The sequence below is a fragment of the Pseudomonas sp. IT-P100 genome, assembly GCF_949767185.1.
GTDB lineage: Bacteria > Pseudomonadota > Gammaproteobacteria > Pseudomonadales > Pseudomonadaceae > Aquipseudomonas > Aquipseudomonas fluorescens_B.
The window spans coordinates 167,166-191,883 of the sequence record NZ_CATKQK010000055.1; the positions used below are offsets into that span (position 1 = coordinate 167,166).

The 24,718-nt window shown below is 59.4% G+C and carries 26 protein-coding genes and 1 pseudogene; 17 read left to right on the forward strand and 10 right to left on the reverse strand.

Annotation, left to right across the window (positions count from 1 at the left end; translation table 11 throughout):
• The first annotated feature begins 164 nt into the window (after window positions 1-164).
• Both xthA and ACM6IQ_RS24700 read left to right on the forward strand, forming a co-directional pair.
• Window positions 165-977 carry an exodeoxyribonuclease III gene (gene xthA, locus ACM6IQ_RS24695; RefSeq protein WP_017339630.1) on the forward strand — a complete coding sequence of 271 codons (813 nt, stop codon included), beginning with the start codon at window positions 165-167 and terminating at the stop codon, window positions 975-977.
• 228 nt (window positions 978-1,205) lie between these two features.
• Window positions 1,206-2,546 (forward strand): substrate-binding domain-containing protein, encoded by a 1,341-nt coding sequence (locus ACM6IQ_RS24700; RefSeq protein WP_017339631.1) that lies wholly within the window; start codon window positions 1,206-1,208, stop codon window positions 2,544-2,546.
• 156 nt (window positions 2,547-2,702) lie between these two features.
• On the opposite strand, the gene ACM6IQ_RS24705 is transcribed toward ACM6IQ_RS24700, so the two are convergent.
• Window positions 2,703-3,221 (reverse strand): ankyrin repeat domain-containing protein, encoded by a 519-nt coding sequence (locus ACM6IQ_RS24705; RefSeq protein WP_414880080.1) that lies wholly within the window; start codon window positions 3,219-3,221, stop codon window positions 2,703-2,705.
• Between the two features lie 96 nt (window positions 3,222-3,317).
• On the reverse strand, window positions 3,318-5,156 hold the full coding sequence (locus ACM6IQ_RS24710; RefSeq protein ID WP_414880081.1) for a long-chain-acyl-CoA synthetase: 1,839 nt from the start codon (window positions 5,154-5,156) through the stop codon (window positions 3,318-3,320).
• Window positions 5,157-5,488: 332 nt separating this feature from the next.
• On the opposite strand from ACM6IQ_RS24710, the gene ACM6IQ_RS24715 reads away from it, so the two are divergent.
• Complete coding sequence (locus ACM6IQ_RS24715; RefSeq protein WP_017339634.1) at window positions 5,489-5,767, forward strand: DUF3509 domain-containing protein; 279 nt, start codon at window positions 5,489-5,491, stop codon at window positions 5,765-5,767.
• Between the two features lie 101 nt (window positions 5,768-5,868).
• On the opposite strand, the gene mtnC is transcribed toward ACM6IQ_RS24715, so the two are convergent.
• Genes mtnC through aroC form a run of 5 tightly spaced genes read right to left on the reverse strand, consistent with a single transcriptional unit; the run spans window position 5,869 to window position 10,017 of the window.
• Window positions 5,869-6,552: an acireductone synthase gene (mtnC, locus tag ACM6IQ_RS24720; RefSeq protein WP_414880082.1), complete on the reverse strand. Its 684-nt coding sequence runs from the start codon at window positions 6,550-6,552 to the stop codon at window positions 5,869-5,871.
• 4 nt (window positions 6,553-6,556) lie between these two features.
• Window positions 6,557-7,102, reverse strand: a complete 546-nt coding sequence (locus ACM6IQ_RS24725; RefSeq protein WP_017339636.1) for a 1,2-dihydroxy-3-keto-5-methylthiopentene dioxygenase — start codon at window positions 7,100-7,102, stop codon at window positions 6,557-6,559.
• Window positions 7,103-7,122: 20 nt separating this feature from the next.
• The gene (locus tag ACM6IQ_RS24730) at window positions 7,123-7,749 is read right to left on the reverse strand and encodes a methylthioribulose 1-phosphate dehydratase (RefSeq protein WP_017339637.1); all 627 of its coding nucleotides are present in this window, start codon (window positions 7,747-7,749) and stop codon (window positions 7,123-7,125) included.
• Window positions 7,746-8,897 carry an MFS transporter gene (locus ACM6IQ_RS24735; protein WP_414880083.1) on the reverse strand — a complete coding sequence of 384 codons (1,152 nt, stop codon included), beginning with the start codon at window positions 8,895-8,897 and terminating at the stop codon, window positions 7,746-7,748. Before ACM6IQ_RS24735 ends, ACM6IQ_RS24730 begins: the two co-directional genes overlap by 4 nt.
• A 28-nt stretch (window positions 8,898-8,925) precedes the next feature.
• A complete protein-coding gene (aroC, locus tag ACM6IQ_RS24740) occupies window positions 8,926-10,017 on the reverse strand; it encodes a chorismate synthase (RefSeq protein ID WP_007914036.1) in 1,092 nt (363 codons plus the stop codon).
• An 83-nt stretch (window positions 10,018-10,100) separates the two neighbouring features.
• Here aroC and ACM6IQ_RS24745 point away from each other — a divergent pair.
• Together ACM6IQ_RS24745 and ACM6IQ_RS24750 are read left to right on the forward strand one after the other, a co-directional pair.
• Window positions 10,101-11,100 (forward strand): annotated as a pseudogene (locus ACM6IQ_RS24745) (alpha/beta hydrolase).
• A gap of 98 nt (window positions 11,101-11,198) precedes the next feature.
• Entirely contained in the window at window positions 11,199-11,990 is a 792-nt protein-coding gene (locus tag ACM6IQ_RS24750; RefSeq protein WP_017339640.1) for a hypothetical protein, read from the forward strand.
• A 110-nt stretch (window positions 11,991-12,100) separates the two neighbouring features.
• Here ACM6IQ_RS24750 and prmB read toward each other — a convergent pair whose 3' ends face one another.
• Window positions 12,101-13,009 carry a 50S ribosomal protein L3 N(5)-glutamine methyltransferase gene (gene prmB, locus ACM6IQ_RS24755; RefSeq protein WP_017339761.1) on the reverse strand — a complete coding sequence of 303 codons (909 nt, stop codon included), beginning with the start codon at window positions 13,007-13,009 and terminating at the stop codon, window positions 12,101-12,103.
• A 239-nt stretch (window positions 13,010-13,248) separates the two neighbouring features.
• Here prmB and ACM6IQ_RS24760 point away from each other — a divergent pair, with 239 nt between their 5' ends.
• The 7 genes from ACM6IQ_RS24760 (at window position 13,249) to ACM6IQ_RS24790 (ending at window position 18,162) form a co-directional block, all read left to right on the forward strand.
• Window positions 13,249-13,839 (forward strand): cysteine hydrolase family protein, encoded by a 591-nt coding sequence (locus ACM6IQ_RS24760; protein ID WP_017339762.1) that lies wholly within the window; start codon window positions 13,249-13,251, stop codon window positions 13,837-13,839.
• Window positions 13,840-13,970: 131 nt separating this feature from the next.
• Window positions 13,971-14,291 carry a hypothetical protein gene (locus ACM6IQ_RS24765; protein ID WP_017339763.1) on the forward strand — a complete coding sequence of 107 codons (321 nt, stop codon included), beginning with the start codon at window positions 13,971-13,973 and terminating at the stop codon, window positions 14,289-14,291.
• Between the two features lie 86 nt (window positions 14,292-14,377).
• Window positions 14,378-14,935 carry a Smr/MutS family protein gene (locus ACM6IQ_RS24770; RefSeq protein WP_017339764.1) on the forward strand — a complete coding sequence of 186 codons (558 nt, stop codon included), beginning with the start codon at window positions 14,378-14,380 and terminating at the stop codon, window positions 14,933-14,935.
• A 93-nt stretch (window positions 14,936-15,028) separates the two neighbouring features.
• Complete coding sequence (locus ACM6IQ_RS24775) at window positions 15,029-15,763, forward strand: XRE family transcriptional regulator (RefSeq protein WP_017339765.1); 735 nt, start codon at window positions 15,029-15,031, stop codon at window positions 15,761-15,763.
• 308 nt (window positions 15,764-16,071) lie between these two features.
• Entirely contained in the window at window positions 16,072-16,746 is a 675-nt protein-coding gene (locus tag ACM6IQ_RS24780) for a polysaccharide lyase family 7 protein (protein WP_084323848.1), read from the forward strand.
• A gap of 398 nt (window positions 16,747-17,144) precedes the next feature.
• Window positions 17,145-17,690, forward strand: coding sequence for a GTP cyclohydrolase I FolE (gene folE / locus ACM6IQ_RS24785; RefSeq protein WP_010456659.1), 546 nt, complete (start codon window positions 17,145-17,147; stop codon window positions 17,688-17,690).
• A gap of 100 nt (window positions 17,691-17,790) precedes the next feature.
• On the forward strand, window positions 17,791-18,162 hold the full coding sequence (locus ACM6IQ_RS24790; protein ID WP_017339767.1) for a glutathione S-transferase N-terminal domain-containing protein: 372 nt from the start codon (window positions 17,791-17,793) through the stop codon (window positions 18,160-18,162).
• Window positions 18,163-18,249: 87 nt separating this feature from the next.
• On the opposite strand, the gene ACM6IQ_RS24795 is transcribed toward ACM6IQ_RS24790, so the two are convergent.
• Window positions 18,250-19,416 carry a PLP-dependent aminotransferase family protein gene (locus tag ACM6IQ_RS24795; RefSeq protein WP_414880084.1) on the reverse strand — a complete coding sequence of 389 codons (1,167 nt, stop codon included), beginning with the start codon at window positions 19,414-19,416 and terminating at the stop codon, window positions 18,250-18,252.
• Window positions 19,417-19,498: 82 nt separating this feature from the next.
• On the opposite strand from ACM6IQ_RS24795, the gene ACM6IQ_RS24800 reads away from it, so the two are divergent.
• The 3 genes from ACM6IQ_RS24800 to ACM6IQ_RS24810 all read left to right on the forward strand — a co-directional run bounded on the left by ACM6IQ_RS24800 (window position 19,499) and on the right by ACM6IQ_RS24810 (window position 22,297).
• Window positions 19,499-19,945, forward strand: coding sequence for a MarR family winged helix-turn-helix transcriptional regulator (locus ACM6IQ_RS24800; protein ID WP_017339769.1), 447 nt, complete (start codon window positions 19,499-19,501; stop codon window positions 19,943-19,945).
• 296 nt (window positions 19,946-20,241) lie between these two features.
• Complete coding sequence (locus ACM6IQ_RS24805) at window positions 20,242-21,591, forward strand: NCS2 family permease (protein WP_414880085.1); 1,350 nt, start codon at window positions 20,242-20,244, stop codon at window positions 21,589-21,591.
• A 79-nt stretch (window positions 21,592-21,670) separates the two neighbouring features.
• Window positions 21,671-22,297, forward strand: a complete 627-nt coding sequence (locus ACM6IQ_RS24810; protein ID WP_017339771.1) for a LysE family translocator — start codon at window positions 21,671-21,673, stop codon at window positions 22,295-22,297.
• Between the two features lie 193 nt (window positions 22,298-22,490).
• On the opposite strand, the gene uraH is transcribed toward ACM6IQ_RS24810, so the two are convergent.
• On the reverse strand, window positions 22,491-22,844 hold the full coding sequence (gene uraH, locus ACM6IQ_RS24815) for a hydroxyisourate hydrolase (RefSeq protein ID WP_017339772.1): 354 nt from the start codon (window positions 22,842-22,844) through the stop codon (window positions 22,491-22,493).
• A gap of 420 nt (window positions 22,845-23,264) precedes the next feature.
• On the opposite strand from uraH, the gene puuE reads away from it, so the two are divergent.
• Window positions 23,265-24,191, forward strand: a complete 927-nt coding sequence (gene puuE / locus ACM6IQ_RS24820) for an allantoinase PuuE (RefSeq protein ID WP_017339773.1) — start codon at window positions 23,265-23,267, stop codon at window positions 24,189-24,191.
• Window positions 24,188-24,703 (forward strand): 2-oxo-4-hydroxy-4-carboxy-5-ureidoimidazoline decarboxylase, encoded by a 516-nt coding sequence (gene uraD / locus ACM6IQ_RS24825; RefSeq protein WP_414880086.1) that lies wholly within the window; start codon window positions 24,188-24,190, stop codon window positions 24,701-24,703. The genes puuE and uraD overlap by 4 nt, the downstream gene beginning before the upstream one ends.
• Window positions 24,704-24,718 lie beyond the last annotated feature (15 nt).

The following is a 24,718-nucleotide window of genomic DNA, read 5'->3' on the forward strand; positions in this document are numbered from 1 at the left end:
TGACACCGATCAATGTGAGAGCAGCGCTGCGACGATTCGACTTGCTCGCGAAGAGGCCAGTACTGCCAATAAAGATCTGACAGAACACAGTAATTCGCCCCACCCCACCCTAGCCCCAATCCCACAGGTCAGCTAGCATCGCCCTTTTGCCAGGACTGCCGACCATGAAGATCGTCTCCTTCAACATCAACGGGCTGCGCGCTCGCCCCCATCAGCTGGCGGCGCTGATCGAAAAGCATCAACCCGACGTGATCGGCCTGCAGGAAACCAAAGTCCATGACGACCAGTTCCCGCTGGCCGAGGTTCAGGCGCTGGGCTATCACGTGTATTTCCATGGGCAAAAGGGTCACTACGGCGTCGCCCTGCTCTCGCGCCAGGAACCGCTGGCGCTGCACAAAGGTTTCGTCACCGATGAAGAAGACGCTCAGCGCCGCTTTATCTGGGGCACTTTCGCCGATGCCAATGGCGTGCCGGTGACCATCATGAACGGCTATTTCCCACAGGGCGAAAGCCGCGACCATCCGACCAAATTCCCGGCCAAGGAGCGTTTCTACAACGATCTGCAGCACTTGCTGGAAAGCCAGTTCCACAACGAACAGCCGCTGGTGGTGATGGGCGATGTGAACATTTCCCCGGAAGATTGCGACATCGGCATCGGCCCGGACAACATGAAACGCTGGCTGAAAACCGGTAAATGCAGCTTCCTGCCGGAAGAGCGCGAGTGGATGGCCCGACTGAAGAACTGGGGCCTGGTGGACAGCTTCCGTCACCTGAACCCGGACGTGTCCGACCGTTTCAGCTGGTTCGACTACCGCAGCCGCGGCTTTGAAGATGAACCCAAGCGCGGGCTGCGGATTGACGTGATCATGGCGTCCCACGGGTTGTTGCCGCGGGTGAAGGATGCCGGCGTGGATTACGAACTGCGCGGCATGGAAAAGCCTTCGGATCATGCGCCGATCTGGCTTGAGTTGAGCTGATCCGCCGAGCATTAGCGACAAACTACTGTGGGAGCGCGCCCTTTGTGGCGAGGGAGCTTGCTCCCGCTGGACTGCGCAGCAGGCCCATTTTTCAGGGTCGCTTCGCAACCCAGCGGGAGCAAGCTCCCTCGCCACAAAGGCTCGCTCCCTTACTTAGTAACTGTCATCTTTCGGAAACCTTACTGACTTAATCTCCCGGCACTTTCTTTGTTCTTTAAAGGTACCGGCATGACGCTGCGCGTTCTATTCCTGTCAATGCTGTGCGCCGGGCTGCCAGTCACCGCGTCGGCCGGTGACTTGCCGACGCCTAAACAGGGCCCGGTTTTGCGCATCCAGGGTTCCAACACCATTGGCGCGGCATTGGGTCCGGCGCTGGTCGAGGGTTTGATGCGCGAGCAAGGCTTGCTCAAAGTCCACAGCGAAGCCCCGGACACCGCCAACGAGCTGCGCGTCGTCGGCGAAACCGCGCAGGGCCGCCGGGTCGAGGTGGAAGTCGCGGCCCACGGCTCAACCACCGGCTTCACCGCCCTGAAAAATGCCACTGCGGACCTGGCCGCCTCTTCGCGCCCGATCAAGGACAGCGAACTGCTGGCCCTGCAATCCCTCGGTGATCTGAAAAGTCCCGGCGCCGAGCAGGTCATCGCCATCGACGGCCTGGCAATCATCCTTCATCCGCAAAACCCGCTGAATCAACTCAACACCGAGCAACTGGCGCGCATCTTCAGCGGCGAAGCCCGCACCTGGGAAGAACTCGGAGGCATTGGCGGGCCGATTCACCTGTACGCGCGGGATGACCAATCGGGTACTTACGACACCTTCAAGGAAGTGGTGCTCAGCCGTCGTGGGAAAACGCTGAACAGCGCAGCGAAACGTTACGAATCCAGCGAGCAATTGTCCGACGCGGTCAGCCTCGACCCGCAAGGCATTGGCTTCATCGGCCTGCCGTACGTGCGTCAAGCCAAAGCCGTAGCAATTGTCGATGGCCAATCCCAGGCCATGATGCCGCTCAACAGCCTGATTGCCACCGAAGACTATCCGCTGTCACGCCGGCTGTTCTTTTACCTGCCGCCCAATAGCAAAAATCCCTGGGCCGAAGCCTTGGTGGCGTTCACCCAAAGCAGCAAAGGCCAGGCCATCGTCGCGGCCAACGGGTTTATTGCCCAGACCGTCCAGGCCATGGCCGTTACGCCGAATGCGCTGATGCCCGAGGGTTATCAGGCACTCAGCCGCCACGCCCAGCGCCTGACGGTGAATTTCCGCTTTGAGGAAGGCAGCGCGACGCTGGATAACAAGGCCCGGCAGGACCTGACGCGGGTGCTCGATTACATCCGGCAGAATCAGAAGACCAACCGGCAGGTGACGCTGGTGGGGTTTGGCGATGCCAAAAGCGATCCGGCGCGGGCCGACCTGCTGTCGAAACTGCGGGCCATGGCGGTGCGGCGGGAACTGGTGAAAAGCGGCGTGGTGTTTCGCGAGATTCGCGGCTTTGGCGCCGAGATGCCAGTGGCGGCCAACAGTGCGGATGAAGGGCGGATCAAGAATCGGCGGGTTGAGGTTTGGGTGTACTGACTCAAAGAGACTTTGAATGTGTAACAAACCCTGTGGCGAGCGAGCTTGCTCGCGCCGGGCTGCGTAGCGGCCCCAAAAACCTTAAGTTCATGCAGATTTTTGTGAATGCTGCGCACTCAAGCGGGAGCAAGCTCCCTCGCCACAGGTTTTCGCCAATCAGCCGAGCAATTTCTCAAGCTGCGCCGTGGTATCCACCGCGCCCAGCGTTTTAGCGGCATCCAGCGCGGACACGCCATTGGCATCCTTGGCTTTCGGATCGGCGCCTTTGCTGATCAGGTAATCAACGATTTCCACGCGGTTGAACATCGCCGCCATCATCAACGCCGTGCGACCGTCAAACGACGAGCCTTCCACTTGCGCGCCACCCTCGACCAGCGCCTTGACCACGGCCAGGTCACCCTTGAACGCCGCCCCGGCAATCGGGCTCTGGCCGTTGTCGTTGCGGATCTCCGGGTCAGCCTTGTGCTCGAGCAGGACCTTCACGGTTTCCACATGGCCGTGGTAGGCGGCCAGCATCAGCAAGGTGTCGCCCTTGTGGTTGCGCAGGTTCGGCGGCAGGCCTTTGGTCAGCAGCGCAGCCATCATGGCCGCATCGCCCTCGCGCGACTTGTTGAAGACCTGTTCGGCAAACTCGGCAGCTTCTTCGGGGGTCATCTGGCGGCTTTGATCGGACATTGGAGACTCCACTTACAGTTATTCGCAAAGCCGACAGTTTCCCGAGCGGCCCCGACACTGTCACTTCTTTTTTCTCAAGTCGCGCCATAGCCACATTCAATAGCGGTACTTGCCACCGTGAATGTCCGCCAGCAATTGTTCAGTGACCTGCACATAAGTCTCGGTCCCCGGCAACCAGGCGTAGATCGGATCATCCCCGGTTTTGCCTGGGTCGAAGGCCTCGTCCTTGAGCCGGGTCTTCTGGTATTTGAAGGTGCCGGTGGTCTCCATTTTCACTTTCACCCGCAGAAACAACGGCACCGCATACGCCGGCATGTGCTCGCGGGCGAAGGCCAGCAGTTCGCTGAAATCCAGGGTCGCCAGGGATTCGGCCGGCGTGATCGCCGCCATCCCGGCGCGCCCGTTGGTGTTGCGCACTTCCACGCCATAGGCCACGGCTTCGGAAATGTTCGGGTGCTGCAGCAAGATGTTCTCGACCTCGGTGGTCGAGACGTTTTCGCCTTTCCAGCGGTAGGTGTCACCGAGGCGATCGACGAATTGCGCGTGACCAAACCCGATATTGCGCAGCAGGTCGCCGGTGTTGAAGTAACGGTCACCCTTTTCGAATACGTCGTGGAGCACGACTTTTTCGGTCTTCTGTGGATCGGTGTAGCCGTCCAGGGGCGCCTTGTCATCGATCTTCGCCAGCAACAGCCCCTGCTCGCCCTTGGCCACCTTGCGCATGAAACCCGAGGCATCCCGCGTCGGCGCGCCGCTGTCGTGGTCGTAGGCTGCCAGTTCCCAGGACATCAGGGAAAAACCGACGGTGTTGTCGAAGTTGAGAATGTTGGTGAACCCGATATTGCCGTCGCTGGCGGCGTACAACTCGCAGATGTGGTTCACGCCAAAGCGCGTCTTGAATTCGCGCCACGCACCGGGGCGCAGGCCGTTGCCGATCATTTTCGTCACGCTGTGCTGGCTGTCGTCGGCACTCGGTGGTTGATCGACGAGGTAGCGGCACAATTCACCGACGTAACCGAGGGTCGTCGCCCGGTAGTTGCGCACATCGCTCCAGAACTGGCTGGCGCTGAACTTGCGGCGAATGGCAAACCCCGACGCCCCGCTGATGGCCGAGCCCCAGCACACGCATAGCCCCGTGGCGTGATAGAGCGGCAACGTGCAATAGACGATGTCTTCGGGGCGCATGTCCAGCGCGATCAAGCCAAAGCTCGCGGAGCTGCGCATCCAGCGGCCATGCTTGAACACGCCGGCCTTGGGCAGTCCGGTGGTGCCCGAGGTGTAGATGTAGAAGCACGGGTCATCGAGAAAAACCTGCTGGCTGCTGGCAGGGTTGTCGCAGGGGCTGTCCGCCGTCGCCGACATCAGGTTGATGAAACCGTCGGGCGCAATGCCCGGTTGGTTGTAAGTGTCTCGGTCGGCGACAAACCAGGTCCGCGCCGCGTCGATCGAAACCCGCTCGCGCACCGCGCAAAACGCCGGCACCAACTCCTCACCGACAATGATCGCCGCAGGCGCCACCAGGTTCAGGCTATGGGCCAGGGTATCGCGCGTCTGCGAGGTGTTGAGCAAGGCGCTGATCGCGCCGACCTTGGCCACCGCCAGGATCGTCACCAGCAATTCCGGGCGGTTCTCGATGAAGACCGCCACCACGTCGCCCTTGCTGATGCCTTGGGCGATCAAGTGATGGGCAATGCGGTTGGCCCACTGATTGACTTGTGAATAGCTGAGTTTCACGGCGCCCTGCAGCAATGCGGCGCCCTCGGGATTGCGCAGCGTTGCCTGCTCGAAGCTCCAGCCCAGGCCACACGGTTGGGTCGGGTCCTTGACGTTGGCGGCCTTCATGCCCTTCACCACCCGCGGGATGGCTTTGGCGATCAAAGGCAGCTTGCGGAGCATCATGCCCCAGGTGATCGTGTCGTTCGTCGTGCGGCTCATGGTGGTTCCCGTGCGATTTTTTATTGTCGGGCGACGGTGATTGAGCCCGAAAATACGTCAACGGTTCTTGAGCTGTACACGCGGTTTTTGAAATGTTTTGTATCCGCACCGGCATCGTGATCGCCCATGCCTCGATTGGTTCAATGGAATCGCCGGCAACCTCGCAAAATGCAGGATGCACGATGGCCATTCATGCAGATTGCACGAAAACAAAAAATAGGCATGAATTTAACTATTTGATTTATAACGATTTTTAAAAATTCAGGTGCTGGCACAATCACTGCAACTACCTCTGCATGCTTGCCATTCAAGAGCTTACGGAGCTGATAGACATGAACCTGATCCAAGAAAAATTTTCGTCCCTGTTCTCCAACTTCGAAGTCACCACCCAGCCTCGTCCGGACGGCGGCATTCTGCTGACCTTGCGCAGCACCGAAGGCAAAGTGTTCAAACGTTCCATTTCCTACCAGCAATTGCACGCCGGTGATCAGCTGTCGTGGGTGATCAGCGCCATCCGCCGCGACCTGGCTGAACAGGCCAGCGAACTGCCGCAGATTTCCATGCTGCAGAGCCAGCAGCGGTTTGCATTGCCGACTTATCATTCGGCATAAACGCGCTCTCGCTGTAAACAAACAGGCCGTGACAGCTTTCGCTGCACGGCCTGAGTTGTTTCTGGAACTACACCATTCCCCTGTGGGCGGTGTTCCGACCGTTAAAACGTGGAGGGATCGATTTTGGCGAAGCTGTCCACGGTCACGTGCCCCGCCAACTCCCCGCCTTCACGGGCCAGCCCACACGTCGCCATACCCGCCGCCCGCGCCGCGTCCAGCTCTTCGACGATATCGGACAGAAACAGAATCTGCGTCGCGTCAAAGCCAATCGCCTGGGTAATGCGCTGGTAAGACTGCGCCTCACGCTTGGGCCCCGACGTCGTGTCGAAATAACCGCTGAACAGTGGCGACAAGTCCCCCGCCTCCGAGCAGCCGAAAATCAGTTTCTGCGCCTGAATCGAACCGGAGGAATAAACAAACAGTTGGAAACCTTCCTGATGCCAGCGCTTCAGCGCCTCGACGGCGTCCGGGTATACATGGCCTTTCAACTGCCCGGCCTGATAGCCCTGCGCCCAGACCATGCCCTGCAACGCCTTGAGCGGCGTGGCTTTGCGATCTTCGGCGATCCAGCCCAGGAGGATCTCGATAACGCGCTCGACGTCCGCGTCCGGCTCATTGTTGTCCCGGCGAACGGCGGCCAGTTGCTCGGCCACATCGGCGCGCGTGGCGTGCTGGCGAACAAAGTCCGGCAGGTGTCTGGCGGCATACGGGAACAGCACGTCGAACACAAAACTCACCGCGCTGGTGGTGCCTTCGATGTCGGTGAGAATCGCTTTGATCGGCATCGACTCAGTCCTCAAGACGCGGGAAGCGGTTGGCGATGTCTTCGCCGGTGAAATTGGCCACCCAGCCTTCGGGATTGTTGAACAGGCGAATGGCGACAAAATGCGGATGCTCGCCCATGTCGAACCAGTGCGGCGTGCCGGCCGGCACCGAGATCAGGTCGTTCTTCTCGCACAGCACGGCGTAAACGTAATCGTCGATGTGCAGGGTGAACAAGCCACGGCCGGCGACGAAAAATCTTACTTCGTCTTCACCATGGCGGTGTTCGTCGAGAAACTTGGCGCGCAACTCGGCTTTTTGCGGGTGGTCGCTGTTCAGGCTGATCACATCGACGGTGATGTAGCCGCGTTCGGTCATGAGTTTGTCGATTTGCTCCTGATACGCGGCGATCACCTCTTCCTGGCTGGCGCCGGGCTGGATTTTCGCCGCCGCTTGCCAACGGTCGAAGCGCACGCCCTGCTCGGCCAGGGTCGAGGCGATGTCTTCGAAATGGGTCAGCACCTTGTTCGGGATGTCAGGGCTTGAGACGTGGTAGACGGACAGGCTGCTCATCAGGGCAACTCCTTAACGGTTCATGCTTTGCGGTTTAAAACCGAGCGGGTCTTCAACTCGCACTCGAACAAAAATTCAAAGGCCTCGATTTGCCGCAGCGCATCGCTCATGCGCGCACCCCAGGTGTAGAGGCCATGACCGCGGATCAGATAGCCGACGCAATCGGGATGGGCTTCCAGCCAAGGCTGCACCTCGGCGGCGAGCCGCGCAATATCCTGATCGTTGTCGAAAATCGGCACGCGCACCCGGGATTCGTGAGTGGATACGCCGCTGAAGGCTTTTTGCAGTTCGTAGTCTTCGAACTCGATGAAATCTTCAGGCGTCAGGCGCGACAGCACCGTGGCGTTCACCGAATGGGTGTGCAGCACCGCACCGATTTCCGGGCGCCAGTTGTAGAGCTGGGTGTGCAGCAAGGTTTCGGCGGACGGTTTCTTGCCCGGCTCCAGGCTGTTGCCGGACAGATCCGTGGCCAGCACATCATCAAGGCCCAACTGACCTTTGTGCTTGCCGGATACGGTCAGCAAGGCTTCGGTGGGCGACAGCCGGGTCGAATAGTTGCTGCTGGTGGCCGGCGACCAGCCGCGGCCATACAGAAAACGCCCGGCGTCGATGATTTCCTGGGCGAGGTGTTCACGGGTAAGGCTCATGGCCTGTCCTCTTGCATACGTGTGGCAATGATAACGGCAGCGGCGAAGGCTGCGAGACTGGCAATACTAAAGGTGAACGTGGCCCCGAGGGCATTCCAGCTGTAGCCGGAGTACAACGCGCCCAGTGCGCCGCCGGTGCCGGCCAGCGCGGCATACAACGCCTGGCCCTGCCCTTGCTGGCGCGCACCGAAGCTACGTTGCACGAACTGGATGGCAGCGGCGTGAAAGCTGCCGAATGTGGCGGCGTGCAGCACTTGGGCAAACAGCAGCACCCAGACAAATTCAGCGAACGAACCCAGCAACAGCCAACGCAGCGCCGCCAGCAGAAAACTCGCCAGCAATACGCGGCGCACCGAGAAGCGCGCAAGGATCTTGCTCATGGCCAGGAACATCAAGACTTCGGCGACTACGCCGAGCGCCCAGAGCATGCCGATCAGGCCACGGCTGTACCCCAATCGCTCAAGGTGCAAGGTCAGAAAGGTGTAATACGGGCCGTGGCTCATCTGCATCAGCGCCACGCAACCGTAGAATGCCAACACCCCGGGATGGCGCAATTGCTTGAGAAAGCCGTCACCGGCAATCCGTTCGCCCTGAACGGGCTGGGCGTTCGGCACCCACAGGCTGCTGACCACGATCCCCGCCATGATCAGCACCAGCGCCACCGGGTAAATGTCGAGGCTGAGCCACTCGAACAAACGGCCCAGCGCCACCACGGTGATGATGAAACCGATGGAGCCCCACAACCGAATCTGGCTGTAGCGCTGCGTCTGGCCCTTCAAATGCGCGAGGGTGATGACTTCGAACTGCGGCAACACGGCGTGCCAGAAAAATGCATGTAACGCCATGACCATCGCCAGCCAGGCGTAGGACTTGCTGACGAAAATCAGCGAAAACGTCAGCAACGTGCAGACCGCGCCGAAACGCACGATGGCCAGGCGCCGGCCGGTGTAGTCACCGAGCCAGCCCCAGATGTTCGGCGCGACGCAACGTATCAGCATCGGGATCGCCACCAGCTCGCCGATGCGTGCGCTGGAAAAACCCAGGTGATCGAAGTACAGCGCCAGAAACGGCGCTGTCGAACCGAGCAAGGCGAAATAGAACAGATAGAAACTGGAGAGCCGCCAGTACGGCAGCGCCGCCACGGTCATCAGACCGCAGCGACTGTGAGGTCAGCCATTAAAGCTGACCCAGCACCGGCGTGCTAACGCGCACATCGGCATTCTGCCCACGGTGACGCAACAGGTGATCCATCAGCACGATGGCCATCATCGCTTCGGCAATCGGTGTTGCGCGGATGCCGACGCATGGATCGTGGCGCCCCTTGGTGATGACGTCCACCGGGTTGCCATGGATGTCGATGGAACGGCCCGGCGTGGTGATGCTCGAGGTGGGCTTCAGCGCCAGGTGCGCGACGATCGGCTGACCGGACGAGATACCGCCCAAAATGCCGCCGGCGTTGTTGCTGAGGAAACCTTCCGGGGTCATTTCATCGCGATGTTCGGTGCCACGCTGGGCAACGCTGGCGAAACCGGCGCCGATTTCCACACCTTTGACCGCGTTGATGCTCATCAGCGCATGGGCCAGTTCGGCGTCCAGGCGGTCGAAGATCGGCTCGCCGAGGCCCGGCATCACGCCTTCGGCGACCACGGTGATCTTCGCGCCGACCGAATCCTGGTCGCGGCGCAGCTGGTCCATATAGGCTTCCAGCTCCGGCACTTTGTCCGGGTCAGGGCTGAAAAACGCGTTCTCTTCCACCGAGTCCCAAGTCTTGAACGGGATTTCGATCGGGCCGAGCTGGCTCATGTAGCCACGAATGACGATGCCCTGGGTGGCCAGGTATTTCTTGGCAATCGCGCCGGCCGCCACGCGCATGGCGGTTTCCCGCGCCGAGCTGCGACCACCGCCGCGGTAATCGCGTTCGCCGTACTTGTGGTGATAGGTGTAGTCGGCGTGGGCCGGACGGAACAGATCCTTGATCGCCGAGTAGTCCTTGGACTTCTGGTCGGTGTTGCGGATCAACAGGCCGATCGAGCAACCGGTGGTGCGGCCTTCGAAAACGCCGGAGAGGATTTCGACTTCGTCCGCCTCCTGACGCTGGGTGGTGTGGCGGCTGGTGCCGGGCTTGCGGCGGTCGAGGTCGCGCTGCAAATCCTCCAGGGAAATCTCCAGACCCGGCGGGCAGCCGTCGACAATGGCGACCAACGCCGGACCATGGCTTTCGCCAGCGGTGGTGACAGTGAACAGCTTGCCGTAGGTATTGCCGGACATGCAGGACGCTCCGTGAAATGAACCTGAATACTTAATGCGCGCCAGTATACGCAGGCTACCCAAGTAGTTCATCCTCGAACCTTATGGGTGCTCGCGAGTCCAACCGGCACCTTTGTAAATGATGGCGTGATGATGCTGCGAGTTTTAGCCTTGAGCCTTACCTTGTTTACCGGCTTTGTACAGGCCACTGTCCTGCAACGGCCAATCACGCTGGATACCGGCACCGGGGAGCTTTTCGGCTCGCTGTTGCTGCCGAAATCCGACAACCCCGTGCCGGTTGTCCTGATCATTTCCGGCTCCGGTCCTACGGATCGTGACGGCAATAACCCCGACGGTGGGCGCAATGACAGCCTCAAGCGCCTCGCCTGGGTGCTGGCCAAACACAACATTGCCAGCGTGCGTTACGACAAGCGCGGCGTAGCGGCGAGCCTCGCGGCGACCCCGGACGAACGCAACCTGTCGGTGGAAGCCTATGTGGCCGACGCCGAAGCCTGGGGCCGGAAGCTCAAGACCGATCCGCGATTCGGCCAGTTGATCCTGCTGGGCCACAGCGAAGGCGCGTTGATCGCCAGCCTCGCCGCGCCGAGCGTCGATGCCGCGGCGGTGATTTCCATGTCCGGCAGTGCTCGCCCCATCGATCAAGTGCTGCGCCAACAGTTGAGCAATCGCCTGCCACCGCCGCTGATGCTGCGCAGCAATGAGTTGCTCGACAGCCTCAAGGCCGGGAAAACCGACGACAACGTGCCGCCGCAGTTGCAAGTGATTTTCCGCCCGAGTGTGCAGCCGTACCTGATTTCGCTGTTCCGCCAGGACCCGGCGGCGGCGTTTGCCAAACTGAAAATGCCGGCGCTGATCATCCAGGGCAGCAACGACATTCAGGTCGGTGTCGACGATGCCAGGTTGCTCAAGGCGGCGAAACCCGACGCCGAACTGGCACTGATCGACGGCATGAACCACGTCTTGCGCATCGTGCCCAACGACGTCAAACGGCAATTGGCCTCTTATAAAGATCCGCAATTGCCGCTGGCGGCCGAGCTCGGCACGCGAATCCTCGGCTTTATTGACGGACTTCGCTCCAGTTAAGCTCTTTTGCCCTCCAGTCCTGAAAAAAACGGCCGATAAGCCTTTGTCGCCAGCGCCAAGACTGGCGACAAGCTGAGCTTGGACAGGATCTCGCCGTTATGACTGATACCCCGACTTCACCCGACACCACCGCTGAAAAAGACGCACCGCCAGTGGTTGAGCTGCCGTGGGCGGACGTCCACGTCGAGCACCACAAGATGCTCCGCCTGGCGCCGTTGCAGACCGATCGCAATACCGGCGGGCGGCCATTGCGCTTTGTTGAATTCGGCTATGCCGAACGCAACGACAAGCAGCGCAGCCTGTTGCGCATGACCATTTCGCTGCCCGGCCAGCGGGTGCGCAAGGAACAGAATCACCTCGACGTGTGGGTCGATCACGCCACCAAGCGCGTGCATTTCGGGCCGGACAGCGGTTTGCAGATCGAGCCGATGAACCGTGGCATCGGGCGCTACATGGCGGCCCAGGGCATTACCTGGGCGAAAAAGCGCTGGCCTGGCTACACCGTCGACGGCACTGACCTGAACAACAAGGATGCGCTCAACGAAGACACGCGCCTGCGCCGCGATCGTTTTCTGAAAGCGCATGGTTTTGAGGTGGCGTATGCCGATGCCCAGCATTTGAAGGGCAGCGTCAAAGAAGTGCAGGTAGGCGACCTGCTGGCCGACTGGAACAGCGAGAAACTGCAGCAGGTGGAAATTCTCGAAGCGGCGCAGATGCTCCAGCAGGCCGAGCAGAATCTGGCCGAGCAGGAAGTGAAGCTGAAGAAGCACGAGGAAAAGGTCAGCAAGTACAAGCGTGAAGACGCGGGGCTGCGTTTCACCATTACGTGCCTGGTGGCGTTTGCGGTGTTTCAGGCGGGGTTGCTGATCTGGATTGCGACGCACCGTTGAAGGCTTGAGACCGTGGCGCGACCATTCGCGAGCAAGCCCGCTCCCGCAGGGGATTTGTGAACAACGCAAATCCAGTGTGGGAGCGGGCTTGTTCGCGAAGCTTCAGACGATTAAACGCGGGAAGCAAACAACGCCTGATGATCGCGGCACTGCTGCGCCGTCAACATGAACACGCCATGACCGCCGCGCTCGAAATCGAGCCAGGCGAAGTCGACCTCCGGGTATAGCGCCTCGACGTGAACCTGGCTATTGCCCACTTCAACAATCAGCAAGCCCTTCTCAGTCAGGTGATCCGCCGCTTCGGCGAGCATGCGGCGCACCAGGTTCAAACCATCGTCGCCACAGGCCAGGCCCAGCTCGGGTTCGTGCTGGTACTCCTGCGGCATGTCGGCGAAATCCTCGGCATCGACGTAAGGCGGATTCGACACGATCAAGTCAAAGCGCTGCCCCGGCAAACCGTCGAACCCATCGCCCTGAACCGTGTATACCCGCTCATCGGCGCCATGACGCTCGATGTTCTTATTGGCCACTTCCAGCGCTTCGAACGACAGGTCGGCCAGCACCACTTCGGCGTTCTGGAACTCATAGGCACACGCGATACCGATGCAACCGGACCCGGTGCACAGGTCGAGAATCCGCGCAGGTTCGGCGCCGAGCCACGGTTCGAAACGCTTTTCGATCAGCTCGCCAATCGGTGAACGCGGGACCAACACACGCTCGTCGACAATGAACGACATGCCGCAGAACCAGGCCTCGCCCAGCAGGTAAGCAGTCGGGATGCGTTCCTCGATACGGCGCTTGAGCATGCGCTGCAGTTTGACGATCTCGTCCTCTTCGAGGTTGCAGTCGAGGTAACTGTCAGCAATTTCCCACGGCAGGTGTAACGCGCCCAACACCAGTTGACGGGCTTCGTCCCAGGCGTTGTCGGTCCCATGGCCGAAAAACAGATCCTCCCCATGGAAGTGGCTGACGGCCCAACGGATATGGTCGCGCAGGGTACGAAGACGGGAAGTGATCACGGGGGCAAACTCCAGAAAAAACGACTGGCGATTCTACCAGCCAAAACGCGCCACGACGACGCAGGAAAAACATCGGCTCAGAGGTAGGACACTTCCATTTTTCGCGTTTGCTATTGAACAAAACGAGTATCTTGACAACGCTGCGGGCCAGCAACGACGGCCCCTGCGATGGAAGCGATTCACAGAAGCGCTCAGCCAGAGGACAATGTCGCAAAAGCCCCACCCGAAGGAGCCCCAGAATGTCCGTTCCACAAACGATGTTTCAACTCAGCGGCCGCGGTTACGCAGCAGCCAAACTGGGTCACGCGACCCTTGTCATCATCGATGCCCAGAAAGAATACCTCAGCGGCCCCCTGGCCCTGGTCGGCATGGATGCTGCCGTCGCGAACATCAAGCAACTGGTGAGCGCTGCCCGCGCAGCCGGCCGGCCCATTGTGCATGTACGCCACCTCGGCACCGTCGGCGGGTTGTTCGACCCACAAGGCGAACGCGGTGAGTTCATCCCGGGCCTGGAACCACAGGCCGACGAAACCATCATCGGCAAACTGCTGCCGAGTGCGTTTCACGGCACCGAGCTGCTGGAGCGCTTGCAGAACCTGGGTTCGCTGGACCTGATCGTGTGTGGTTTCATGAGTCATTCCAGCGTCAGCACCACTGTGCGCGCCGCGAAAAACCTGGGCTTTCGTTGCACCTTGGTTGAAGACGCCTGCGCAACCCGCGATTTGCCTTACAAGGGCGGCGTGTTGAGCGCAGACCACGTTCAGCAGACCGAAATGGCGATCATGGCGGATAACTTCGCCACCCTTGCCCTGACTCAAGATCTGATCTGATCGACGCTTGATGAGCGGTTCATGCCGCCGCTCATCCGCAAAAGCCTCTCATTAGCTGTAAATGTCATAGCCTCAGGAACATCCCGGTCAACTCCCGGTCGAAGGGCCGATACCCATTGAGGAAGGTCGGAATGAAGTTATCCGATGGTTTTGACGCACGCCGCTTGCGGCCCAAAGGCCAAAGCAACTGGCGTTTTCGATTCGGCGCAGCCTTTGCTGCCTTGCTGGCGACCTGCGGTGTGTTGCTGGCGATGGCCGGCGCCGCCAGCCTGCTGGGGCGCCCGCCGGCACTCGGCGAACTGAACGCCAGCCCGTTGGGCTCGGCAATCATTCTGGCGGTCGGTCTGTTCCTGCTCTACCTGGGCGTCTGGCTGTGGCGGCGTTGCCGTCGCCGCGCGCGCCAGTCGCGAGAGCTGAACATGTCCCCGCATTTGATGAAAAAACACGACTGAATTGATGGCTCGGCCCGCTTCGGGCCCCAATTGTTATCGATCGTGTCTCGACTTGGGTAAACTGGCCGCCCTTCGCGGAGGCTGACATGCAAGACGACGATTTTTCCCTGTTCAAAAGCGCGATCCAAGGCGTCAAGCCGATCAAGCACGACCGCGCCGAAACCGGCAAACCCAAGGCTGACCGCGCGCAGATCGCCAAGCTGCGCCAGGCTGCCACCGTGCGCACAGACGCCACCACCGTTGACGGTCTGTCCGATCAGTTCGTGATCGACGTCGGCCCGGAAGACGAGCTGATGTGGGCGCGCGACGGCGTTCAGGAAAGCCAGATGCGCAAGCTCAAGATCGGGCAGATCCCGTTCGAAGGCAGCCTCGACCTGCACGGCATGAGTGTGGAGAAGGCCCGGGAAACCCTCTGGGCGTTCCTGGCCGAAGCGACCAAATTCGAAATCCGCTGCGTGCGCGTCACCCACGGCAAAGCCGTGCGCCTGGACGGCAAGCGGCCAATGATCAAAAGCCACGTCAACACTTGGCTGCGCCAGCATTCACAAGTGCTCGGCTTCACCTCGTGCCAGGCCAGACACGGCGGCGCCGGAGCGGTTTATGTGATGCTTAAACGAACGATGATGGAAGGTCGCGACGAGTAAAGTCGTTGCGCCACGCTGGTTTGGCTTAGGCTGACCACTCAGTACAGGGATCCCGGCTTGCAATGATATGGGAGCTCCCGTAATACTTCGCAGATGGAATTCAAAGATAGACTCAAAACAGCCCGCCAACACGCCAGGCTCAATCAGACCGAGCTGGCCGAGCGCGCAGGGCTGACGCAAACCTCAATCTCCGACCTCGAGCGCGGAAAATCAAAGGCAACAGCCTTTGTTGCCCAGATCGCGTCAGTGTGTGGCGTATCACCAATGTGGCTGGCTGAAGGTGTCGGTGACATGCTTAAAGGCGTGTCCGATGCCGCTCCGTTGAATCGCCCCCCTCCAGGCATTTCGATGTCAGACATCGAGCCTTGGGACGACAACACCCCCCTGGATGACGATGAGGTGTATGTCCCCTTCCTGCGTGAAGTCGAGCTGGCGGCTGGTTCAGGCCGTTTCGTGATCGCAGAGAACGACAGCACCAGGCTGCGCTTCTTCAAGAAAGACCTGCGTCACAATAACGTGCAGTTCGACAACGCCAAGTGCGTGGTGGTGAGCGGGAACAGCATGCTCCCGGTTCTGCGCGACGGCGCCACCGTTGGCATGAACATCGGTAAGAACTCATTGGGCGACATCGTCGACGGCGACATGTATGCGATCAACCACAACGGCCAACTGCGCGTGAAACAAGTCTACCGACTGCCAACCGGCATCCGCTTGCGCAGCTTCAACCGTGACGAGCATCCGGACGAGGACTACACCTTCGCCGAGATCCAGGAACAGCAGATTGCGATCCTGGGCCATGTCTTTTGGTGGGCAATGTATTCGCGGTGAACCGGATTGCGGTGATGCGTGACGTTCAGTGCCATGACACACAATACGGCAAATCGACGCCAACAAGTAGCCCGCCAAGTGCGGGCTTTTTTTGCACCTGAAATATAGGCACGGAATAAAATATGGGAATACCCGTTTACTTGGAATATGGGAAAGCCTATATTTGTTTTCAAGCCAACGGGAAATCGATCGGAGGCTGCCAACTATCACTTCTGCCCATTCACTGAGTGGGCAGTGGGATGTAGGCCTGCATCAAACACAAGGCTCACCAGAGCCAAAAGCGACATCAATGGACTGAGGCAAAAACCATGACTGTAGACATCAGCAACTTCACCATCGCTACCCCGCTGCCAATCTCCGACACCAACCCGATTGCACTTGAGCTCATCGGCTGGCGCGCGCTGATCGAATGCCCCGACGTCATCTCGATGCTTGATGATGGTTCGCTGCAGATGACGGCGCCGACACTTGGAGCCTCGAGCAAGAGCACACATCGAACTCGCTGTGAGTGGAAGGAGCCAGGTTACTGGCTGTTCTCCAGCGCGGCGGACCACTGGAACCGCCAGGAAATGCGACTGACCAAAGTCAACTCGCTGCAGAAAGTCGTGATTGGCCAGATTCATGTGAAGGGTTCAGAACGACCTCCGGTAAAGGTGTTCTGGAACAAAGGAAAAATCACCATGGGTTTCCGATCAAGCTACCTTCAGGACGATCCGGTCAACTCGACGGTGTTGGAGAACGTACCGCTCGGCGCACTTTTCAAAATCAACATTCACGCCAACTCGAGTGGCGCCGTTTCTGTATCGGCCAGCTGTAACGGCGTCAAATCCACGTCCGCGATCATGCGTCTGGACAACACCTGGGACACGAAAACTCTCGCCTTTCACGGCGGTGTGTATAACCAGATCGATTACTCCGACACCACTGACCCGCTAGACGGTTCTGTCTGCATCATCAGCGACCTGTCGATCACCCACGCCTGATACCACCTGCTCGGCCAGATGAGCAAAACAAGGTTCAGGGAATCATCACTGCTGCAGCCTGGCGACAGGTTGTAGCGGGATGCGGATAAAATCCGACAGGCCCGCGTGACCGACAAAACACCTACGGACCGCAATGACCGATTTTGGGCTTCGCGCCCGCTGGCAATACAACTGCCGTCACACATACGCTACCATGTGCCCCATGTCGGGGATGAACCCTGCGTTTATTGCCACTCAACTCGGTCTTGGCGTTCAGATATTGCTATCGACCTGCCCCCGATGGAGCAACTCCAGCAGCGATTGGAGTGAACCCGGGAAGCCTGAAAAGAGCTTGATTGGCACACAATTGGTACAGACAGAAACAGTACCCCTCTGAAACCCTTATGGAATCAGCCTCTGTGACACTGGAACAGAATTACACCGCGATTCTCGGCCAATTGGGCGAGGACGTCTCCCGCGAGGGCCTGCTCGACACGCCCAAGCGTGCCGCCAAAGCCATGCAGTACCTCTGCCGCGGCTATGAACAGACACTCGAAGAAGTCACCAACGGTGCCTTGTTCAGCTCTGACAACAGCGAAATGGTGCTGGTGAAAGACATCGAGCTGTACTCGTTGTGCGAACACCACCTGCTGCCGTTCATCGGCAAGGCCCACGTTGCCTACATCCCGAGCGGCAAGGTGCTGGGGCTGTCGAAAGTCGCGCGGATCGTCGATATGTACGCCCGCCGTCTGCAGATCCAGGAAAACCTCAGCCGCCAGATCGCCGATGCGGTCCAGCAAGTCACCGGCGCCCTGGGCGTTGCGGTGGTGATCGAGGCCAAGCACATGTGCATGATGATGCGCGGTGTGGAGAAGCAGAATTCGTCGATGATCACTTCGGTGATGTTGGGTGAGTTCCGCGAAAACGCGGCTACCCGCAGCGAGTTTCTCAGCCTGATCAAATAATTGGCAACACAAGGAAAACCGGCATTCATCGCCGGTTTTTTTTCGTCTGTGAAAAATCAGGTAAGCTGCGCGCCTTCTTTCGCCCCGTGAGGCTTATACCGTGTTCGTAAAAGCGCTTCGTGTCGGCCTTGGCCAACTGATCATCTTCATCGATTTCATCACCCGCCCCGGCAAGAAGCAGCGCCCCGCTGCTGCTCAGGCCCAGATCGAAACGGCTGCCAAAAGCCTGACCCTGTATCAGTTCCACGCCTGCCCGTTCTGCGTGAAAACCCGCCGCACCTTGCGTCGCTTGAACGTGCCAGTGGCGCTGCGTGATGCGAAGAACAACGAGCAGGATCGCCAGGCCCTGCTGGAACAGGGTGGCAAGATCAAGGTGCCGTGCCTGCGCATTGAAGAGAATGGCCAGACCACCTGGATGTATGAATCCAAGGTGATCATTGATTATCTGGATAAGCGGTTTGCGGCAGCCTGAGGTTTTGGCGGTGTCCTTACGGACGCCACAAAATCCAGACAAATATAAACCGGCCCAATGGCCGGTTTATTTGTTTCTACCCTCCCCTCAAGCTGCGTTCGCCGCCTGCGCCTGACGCACCACCGCCGCCAATCGCTGCAGCCCTTCATCCAGCCGCGCCGGATCGATATGGCTGAAGTTCAGCCGTAGATGCCCCGGATGGTTATCCGGCTCGGGAAAAAACGGCTCACCCGGCATGAACGCCACATCCGCGACCAACGCTGCCTTGAGCAACGTCCGCGTATCCAGCGGTTGCTTCAATGTCAGCCAGAAAAACAGCCCACCCTGCGGCACGTTCCAATCGGCCAGATCAGAGAAATGGGTTTCCAGCGCCGACTGAAACGCGTCCCGCCGAACCCGGTAGAAGTCCCGCAACTCACTCAGGTGCTGCTGGAATTTCTCTGTACCGATCCATTGCAGCGCTTGCCACTGGCCAACCCGATTGGTGTGCAAGTCGGCGGATTGCTTGAGCTTCAGCAAGTGCGGAAACAGGTCAGGACTGGCAATCAGGTAACCGACGCGCAACCCCGGCAACAGGGTTTTCGACACGGTGCCAGTGTAGATCCAGCTGGTCTTTTTCAAACGACTGACGATCGGCGTGGCACTGCCGCCGTCGAATGTCAGCTCGCGGTACGGCTCGTCTTCGATCAGGGTGACACCGAACTCATCCAGCAAGGCTGCCACGGCGTCGCGCTTGGCTTCGCTGTAGCGCACCGCCGATGGGTTCTGAAAGGTCGGGATCAAGTAGATGAACGCAGGGCGGTGCTTTTCCAGGCGCGCGCGCAGTTCCACCAGATTCGGACCATCGGCCTCCAATGGCACGGTGATGCAGTCGGCACCGAACAGTTGAAAGATCTGCAACGCGGCCAGGTATGTCGGCGCTTCAAGCAGGATCTCGGTGCCTTTGTCGATGTAGAGCTTGGCCGCCAGATCGAGGGTCTGCTGGGAACCGCTGACCACCAGCACCTGGCTGGCCTCACACGGCACGCCCAATGCTCGCGCCTGCGCCGCCAACGCTTCACGCAGCGCTGGCTCGCCTTCGCTCATGCCGTATTGGCCCATGGACAGCGGCATGTCGGCCCATTCGACGGCTGGCAACATGGCTTCGGCCGGCAGGCCGCCGGCGAACGACATCACTTCCGGCCGTTGGGCTGCGGCAAGGATTTCACGGATCAGAGAACTTTTAAGGCGCGAGACACGTTCGGAAAAAGCCATGGGGGTCACCGGTAGCGAGGCCAGAGGAAAATAAGTCAAACTGGTTGACCGAAATTACGATAACCCGAACGGATACGTCAACATGCTTGACCTTAAAAATCCAATATCCCAACAGCAGGCCATGGAAGCGTTTTTCTTCGGCTACCAGGCGTTTACCGCCAAGGCCGACGAAATGCTCGAGCGTCGCGGCTTGAGCCGGGTGCATCAACGCATCGTGTTTTTCATCGCCCGCTACCCGAACCTGAGCGTCAAGGAATTGCTGGCGTTGTTGGGTGTGAGCAAGCAGGCGTTGAACATTCCGTTGCGGCAGTTGGTGGAAATGCATCTGGTGGACAGCGTTGCGTCCGAGACCGACAAGCGTAAACGGTTGCTGCAACTGACCGGGGATGGCGCACGGTTTGAGCAGTCGTTGAGGCGCGAGCAAGTGAAATTGCTGGAGCGGGTGTTCGCCGAAGCTGGAGAGGTGGCGGTGAATGGGTGGTTGGCGGTGAATCTGGCTCTTGGGAAAAGTCAGGCTGTTGTTGATTGACTGTTCTGCCCCCATCGCCAGCAGGCTGCTCCCACAGTGATCTGTGGTTTACACAGAACCTGTGGGAGCCAGCCTGCTGGCGATGAGGCCCTCGAAGCCCATATATCCCTATCAGCGAACTTTTCGTCTACAAAATCAAAAACATTATTTGCATTATTTGTATACAAAAGCATAATCCACTGCGTGCGAGTTCCTGACTAACAGGTCAACAAATTCGCGAATGCCTCAAAGGGCCGCTGCCACCCTCATGGGTCCGGCCCTGGAAATAACAATAAAACTCTTGAGGAGTACTCGCTGTGGAAAGCCGCAAATCCGAAGCCCCGACGCTCGAACTCTCGCCGCCATTACGCAATGGCTGGCTGGAGCGCATCTTCAAACTCAGCTTGCACGGCACCACGGTGAAGACCGAGCTGATTGCCGGTCTGACAACCTTTATCACCATGGCTTACATCATCTTCGTCAACCCCAACATCATGGCTGACGCCGGGATCGATCACGGCGCCGCGTTCGTAGCCACCTGTATCGCCGCCGCGCTGGGCTGCCTGCTGATGGGCCTGTACGCCAACTGGCCGGTCGGCCTGGCGCCGGGGATGGGCTTGAACGCCTTCTTCACCTACACCGTGGTCGGCACCATGGGCTACAACTGGGAGACCGCCCTTGGCGCGGTGTTTGTTTCCGGGGTGTTGTTCATGATCCTGACCTTTTCCAAAATCCGTGAATGGCTGCTCAACAGCATTCCGGTGAGCCTGCGCTTTGCGATGGGCGCGGGGGTCGGTTTGTTTCTCGGGCTGATCGGCTTGAAAACCGCCGGTATCGTCGTCGATAGCCCGGCCACCCTGATCAAGCTTGGCTCGTTGCGCGAACCTGGACCGCTGCTGGCCGCCATCTGCTTCCTGATGATCGCCGTGCTCAGCTACCACAAGGTGTTCGGTGCGATCCTCATCAGCATCATCACCGTGACGCTGGCCGGTTGGGGCCTGGGCCTGGTGCATTACGAAGGGATCATGTCGGCACCGCCGAGCCTGGCACCGACCTGGATGGCCATGAACGTCGCCGGCGTGTTCAACGTCAGCATGATCAGCGTGGTGCTGGCCTTCCTCTTCGTGCACATGTTCGACACCGCCGGCACCCTGATGGGCGTCGCCCAGCGCGCCAACCTGGTGAATGCGGACGGCCGGATTGAAAACCTTTCCCGTGCCATGAAAGCCGATAGCGCCTCCAGCGTATTCGGGGCGGTAGTGGGTGTTCCTCCGGTAACAAGCTATGTGGAAAGTGCCGCGGGCGTCGCCGCGGGTGGTCGGACTGGTCTTACCGCAGTGACCGTAGGTGCGCTATTTATTGCAGCCATGTTTTTCGCCCCGCTGGCTGGCATGATCCCTGCCTATGCCACCGCCGGCGCGCTGATTTATGTAGCAATGCTGATGATGGGTGGCATGGCGCACATTGAATGGGACGAAGCGACCGACAGCATTCCGGCGATCGTCACCGCGATCATGATGCCGCTGACCTTCTCGGTCGCCGACGGAATTGCGCTGGGCTTCATCACCTATGTGGCGCTGAAGGCCGGCACCGGCAAGTACAAGGACATTTCCGTCAGTCTGTGGGTGCTTTGCGCGATCTTCATTGCCAAGTTCATTTTCTTGTAAGCCGTACACGATTCAAAAACAGTGGTTCAAAACAGCCTCACCCCGTCGGGTGAGGCTTTTGTGCAAATGGAGGAAAGTGATGAGTCTGGAAACCTGGCTGCTGTTCAGCGGCGCTGCGCTGGTGGTGATCCTGATCCCGGGGCCCCTGTCTTTGCTGATGATCAGCAACAGTCTGAATTACGGCTTGCGTCGTTCTTACCCGGCGTTTCTGGGTGGCGTGTTTGCTTCGATCTGTTTGCTCAGTGCGTCGGCACTGGGGTTGGGCGCGTTGTTGCTGGCGTCGGAACAGCTGTTCAGCGCGCTGAAAATCGTCGGTGCGTTGTACCTGTTCTACCTCGCCTGGCAGAGCTGGCAGCAGTCGCGCCTGCCATCGGTCGGCGCTGAAGTGCCTCAGGCTGCGCCGGTTCCACGCTTCCGTGCCCTGTTCGGGCGCGCGTTCATGTTGGGTGCCAGTAATCCGAAAGACATTCTGTTCTTTGCCGCTTTCCTGCCGCAGTTCTTGAGCGCCGAGCAACCGTTCCTTCCGCAGTTGCTGGTAATGATCGCGACCTGGACCGTGCTGGATCTGCTGTGCAAATTGGCTTACGGGCTCGGTGCGCATGGTGCGGCGCGGTATCTGCGCAGTGGCAAGGGGCAGAGCTGGTTTAACCGGGTGAGTGCGGGGTTGTTCAGTGGTGCAGGGGCTGCGTCGCTGTTGAGCCGTTAAAGACCAAAAGCTCGCAGCCTCCTTGCACTCGACAGCTCCTACAGCGGAATGCGTTTCCATGTAGGAGCTGTCGAGTGCAAGGAGGCTGCGAGATTTTTTCTACAGGCAAAAAAAAGCCCGCAGTGTGAGCGGGCGAAAGACCAAAGAAGCTATATGCGCAGTCGCTTCTCGGAGGAGGCAGCTGCTTGGGGGATCAGCTGCCGCGGTACGTGGAATAGCTGTAGGGCGAAATCAGCAGCGGCACGTGATAGTGATCCTGCTCCGCAGAGATGCCGAAACGCAGCACCACCACATCCAGGAACGCAGGCGTAGGCAACTGAACGCCACGGGCGCGGTAGTAATCGCCCGCATGGAACTGAACCTGATAGACCCCGGTGCGGTAGTCATCGCCCTGCAGCAACGGAGCATCGACACGGCCGTCGCTGTTGGTGATCGCGCTGGCGACCAATTCCAGTTGCGAGCCCTCAACGCGGTACAGCTCGACCTTGATCGAGCTGCCCGGGCAACCGTGTGCAGCGTCCAAAACGTGTGTAGTCAAACGTCCCATTGATTCTGCGCGCCTGCCTGCGTAGAGCAGTCAGACCTCGCGCCTCCTGAAGTCAGTTGAAAAGGAGACCGCACCGATTCGGAGCACGAAAAGCTGCGGCGAGCGACTGATTAAGACACTTTTAATAAAAATTGTACACAATAAAAACGACATTTTTCGCCTGACTACCGCCATTCCGGATTTGCCAGCGAATCCGCGGGTAAACCATGCGACCCGAGGACCTTCCATCCATTAGCTGACCAATCAGGCAGGTTTCTTGCAATAACCTGTGAAGATGACAGTTGATGAAAAATGCGAAAATTCAGGCTTACAAAGTGGATATAAAGTTGTATACAATCAGCCCATCGCTGTGACGCCAGCCTGACTTCCCACTTGCAGGCACGCCACACAAACTGTCAACGAACAAGAAGGAAGACTGCAGTGAGCGCTGACTACCCACGCGACCTGATCGGTTACGGCAGTAACCCTCCTCACCCACACTGGCCGGGCAATGCCCGCATCGCCCTGTCCTTCGTCCTGAATTACGAAGAAGGCGGCGAGCGCAACATCCTGCACGGCGATAAAGAATCCGAAGCCTTCCTGTCGGAGATGGTCTCGGCGCAGCCGCTGCAAGGCGAGCGCAACATGAGCATGGAATCCCTTTACGAGTATGGCAGCCGTGCCGGCGTCTGGCGGGTTCTGAAACTGTTCAAGGAATTCGACATTCCGCTGACCATCTTCGCCGTGGCCATGGCCGCCCAGCGTCACCCGGACGTGATCCGTGCGATGGTCGATGCCGGCCATGAAATCTGCAGCCACGGTTACCGCTGGATCGACTACCAGTACATGGACGAAGCGCAGGAACGCGAGCACATGCTCGAAGCGATCCGCGTCCTCACCGAAATCACCGGCGAACGCCCACTGGGCTGGTACACCGGTCGCACCGGGCCGAACACCCGTCGCCTGGTGATGGAAGAAGGCGGTTTCCTCTACGACAGCGACACCTACGACGATGACCTGCCCTACTGGGAACCGAACAACCCGACCGGCAAGCCGCACCTGGTGATCCCCTACACCCTGGACACCAACGACATGCGCTTCACTCAGGTCCAGGGGTTCAACAAGGGCGACGATTTCTTCGAATACCTGAAAGACGCGTTCGACGTGCTGTACGCCGAAGGCGCCGAAGCGCCGAAAATGCTCTCGATCGGTCTGCACTGCCGCCTGATCGGCCGTCCAGCCCGACTGGCCTCGCTCAAGCGCTTTATCGAATACGCTAAAAGTCATGAACAGGTGTGGTTCAGCCGCCGCGTCGACATCGCTCGCCACTGGCACGAAACCCACCCGTACCAAGGGGCTGCAAAATGAGCCAGTTCCAGACACTGAAACCCTCGACCCTGAGCCGCGACGCATTCGTCGCCGCTTTCGCCGACATCTACGAACATTCGCCATGGGTGGCCGAGAAGGCCTTCGACCTGGGCCAGGACGCCTCGATCGACGAGATCGAAACCCTGCACCAGCGCATGAGCGACATCCTGTTGAGCGCCGATCAGCAACGCCAACTGGCCCTGATCAACGCTCACCCGGACCTGGCCGGCAAAGCTGCCGTTCAGGGCCAACTCACCGAAGCCAGCACCAATGAACAGGCTGGCGCCGGTATTCACCAATGCACGGCCGAAGAGTTCCAGCGCTTCACCGAGCTGAACGACGCCTACAAGGCCAAGTTCAAGTTTCCCTTCATCATGGCGGTAAAAGGCAGCAACCGGCATCAGATCCTCGCGGCGTTCGAAACGCGCATTCACAACTCGGCAGATACCGAATTCAAATGCGCGCTGGCGGAGATCAACAAGATCGCCCTGTTCCGATTACTGACCCTATAGCGACCTTGGCCCGAG

Bases quoted from the DNA above. Each gene is read 5' to 3' on its own strand.
- xthA (WP_017339630.1), top strand. From the start codon at position 165: ATGAAGATCGTCTCCTTCAACATCAACGGGCTGCGCGCTCGCCCCCAT.
- ACM6IQ_RS24700 (WP_017339631.1), top strand. From the start codon at position 1,206: ATGACGCTGCGCGTTCTATTCCTGTCAATGCTGTGCGCCGGGCTGCCA.
- ACM6IQ_RS24705 (WP_414880080.1), bottom strand. From the start codon at position 3,221: ATGTCCGATCAAAGCCGCCAGATGACCCCCGAAGAAGCTGCCGAGTTT.
- ACM6IQ_RS24710 (WP_414880081.1), bottom strand. From the start codon at position 5,156: ATGAGCCGCACGACGAACGACACGATCACCTGGGGCATGATGCTCCGC.
- ACM6IQ_RS24715 (WP_017339634.1), top strand. From the start codon at position 5,489: ATGAACCTGATCCAAGAAAAATTTTCGTCCCTGTTCTCCAACTTCGAA.
- mtnC (WP_414880082.1), bottom strand. From the start codon at position 6,552: ATGCCGATCAAAGCGATTCTCACCGACATCGAAGGCACCACCAGCGCG.
- ACM6IQ_RS24725 (WP_017339636.1), bottom strand. From the start codon at position 7,102: ATGAGCAGCCTGTCCGTCTACCACGTCTCAAGCCCTGACATCCCGAAC.
- ACM6IQ_RS24730 (WP_017339637.1), bottom strand. From the start codon at position 7,749: ATGAGCCTTACCCGTGAACACCTCGCCCAGGAAATCATCGACGCCGGG.
- ACM6IQ_RS24735 (WP_414880083.1), bottom strand. From the start codon at position 8,897: ATGACCGTGGCGGCGCTGCCGTACTGGCGGCTCTCCAGTTTCTATCTG.
- aroC (WP_007914036.1), bottom strand. From the start codon at position 10,017: ATGTCCGGCAATACCTACGGCAAGCTGTTCACTGTCACCACCGCTGGC.
- ACM6IQ_RS24750 (WP_017339640.1), top strand. From the start codon at position 11,199: ATGACTGATACCCCGACTTCACCCGACACCACCGCTGAAAAAGACGCA.
- ACM6IQ_RS24760 (WP_017339762.1), top strand. From the start codon at position 13,249: ATGTCCGTTCCACAAACGATGTTTCAACTCAGCGGCCGCGGTTACGCA.
- ACM6IQ_RS24765 (WP_017339763.1), top strand. From the start codon at position 13,971: ATGAAGTTATCCGATGGTTTTGACGCACGCCGCTTGCGGCCCAAAGGC.
- ACM6IQ_RS24770 (WP_017339764.1), top strand. From the start codon at position 14,378: ATGCAAGACGACGATTTTTCCCTGTTCAAAAGCGCGATCCAAGGCGTC.
- ACM6IQ_RS24775 (WP_017339765.1), top strand. From the start codon at position 15,029: ATGGAATTCAAAGATAGACTCAAAACAGCCCGCCAACACGCCAGGCTC.
- ACM6IQ_RS24780 (WP_084323848.1), top strand. From the start codon at position 16,072: ATGACTGTAGACATCAGCAACTTCACCATCGCTACCCCGCTGCCAATC.
- ACM6IQ_RS24795 (WP_414880084.1), bottom strand. From the start codon at position 19,416: ATGGCTTTTTCCGAACGTGTCTCGCGCCTTAAAAGTTCTCTGATCCGT.
- ACM6IQ_RS24800 (WP_017339769.1), top strand. From the start codon at position 19,499: ATGCTTGACCTTAAAAATCCAATATCCCAACAGCAGGCCATGGAAGCG.
- ACM6IQ_RS24810 (WP_017339771.1), top strand. From the start codon at position 21,671: ATGAGTCTGGAAACCTGGCTGCTGTTCAGCGGCGCTGCGCTGGTGGTG.
- uraH (WP_017339772.1), bottom strand. From the start codon at position 22,844: ATGGGACGTTTGACTACACACGTTTTGGACGCTGCACACGGTTGCCCG.
- uraD (WP_414880086.1), top strand. From the start codon at position 24,188: ATGAGCCAGTTCCAGACACTGAAACCCTCGACCCTGAGCCGCGACGCA.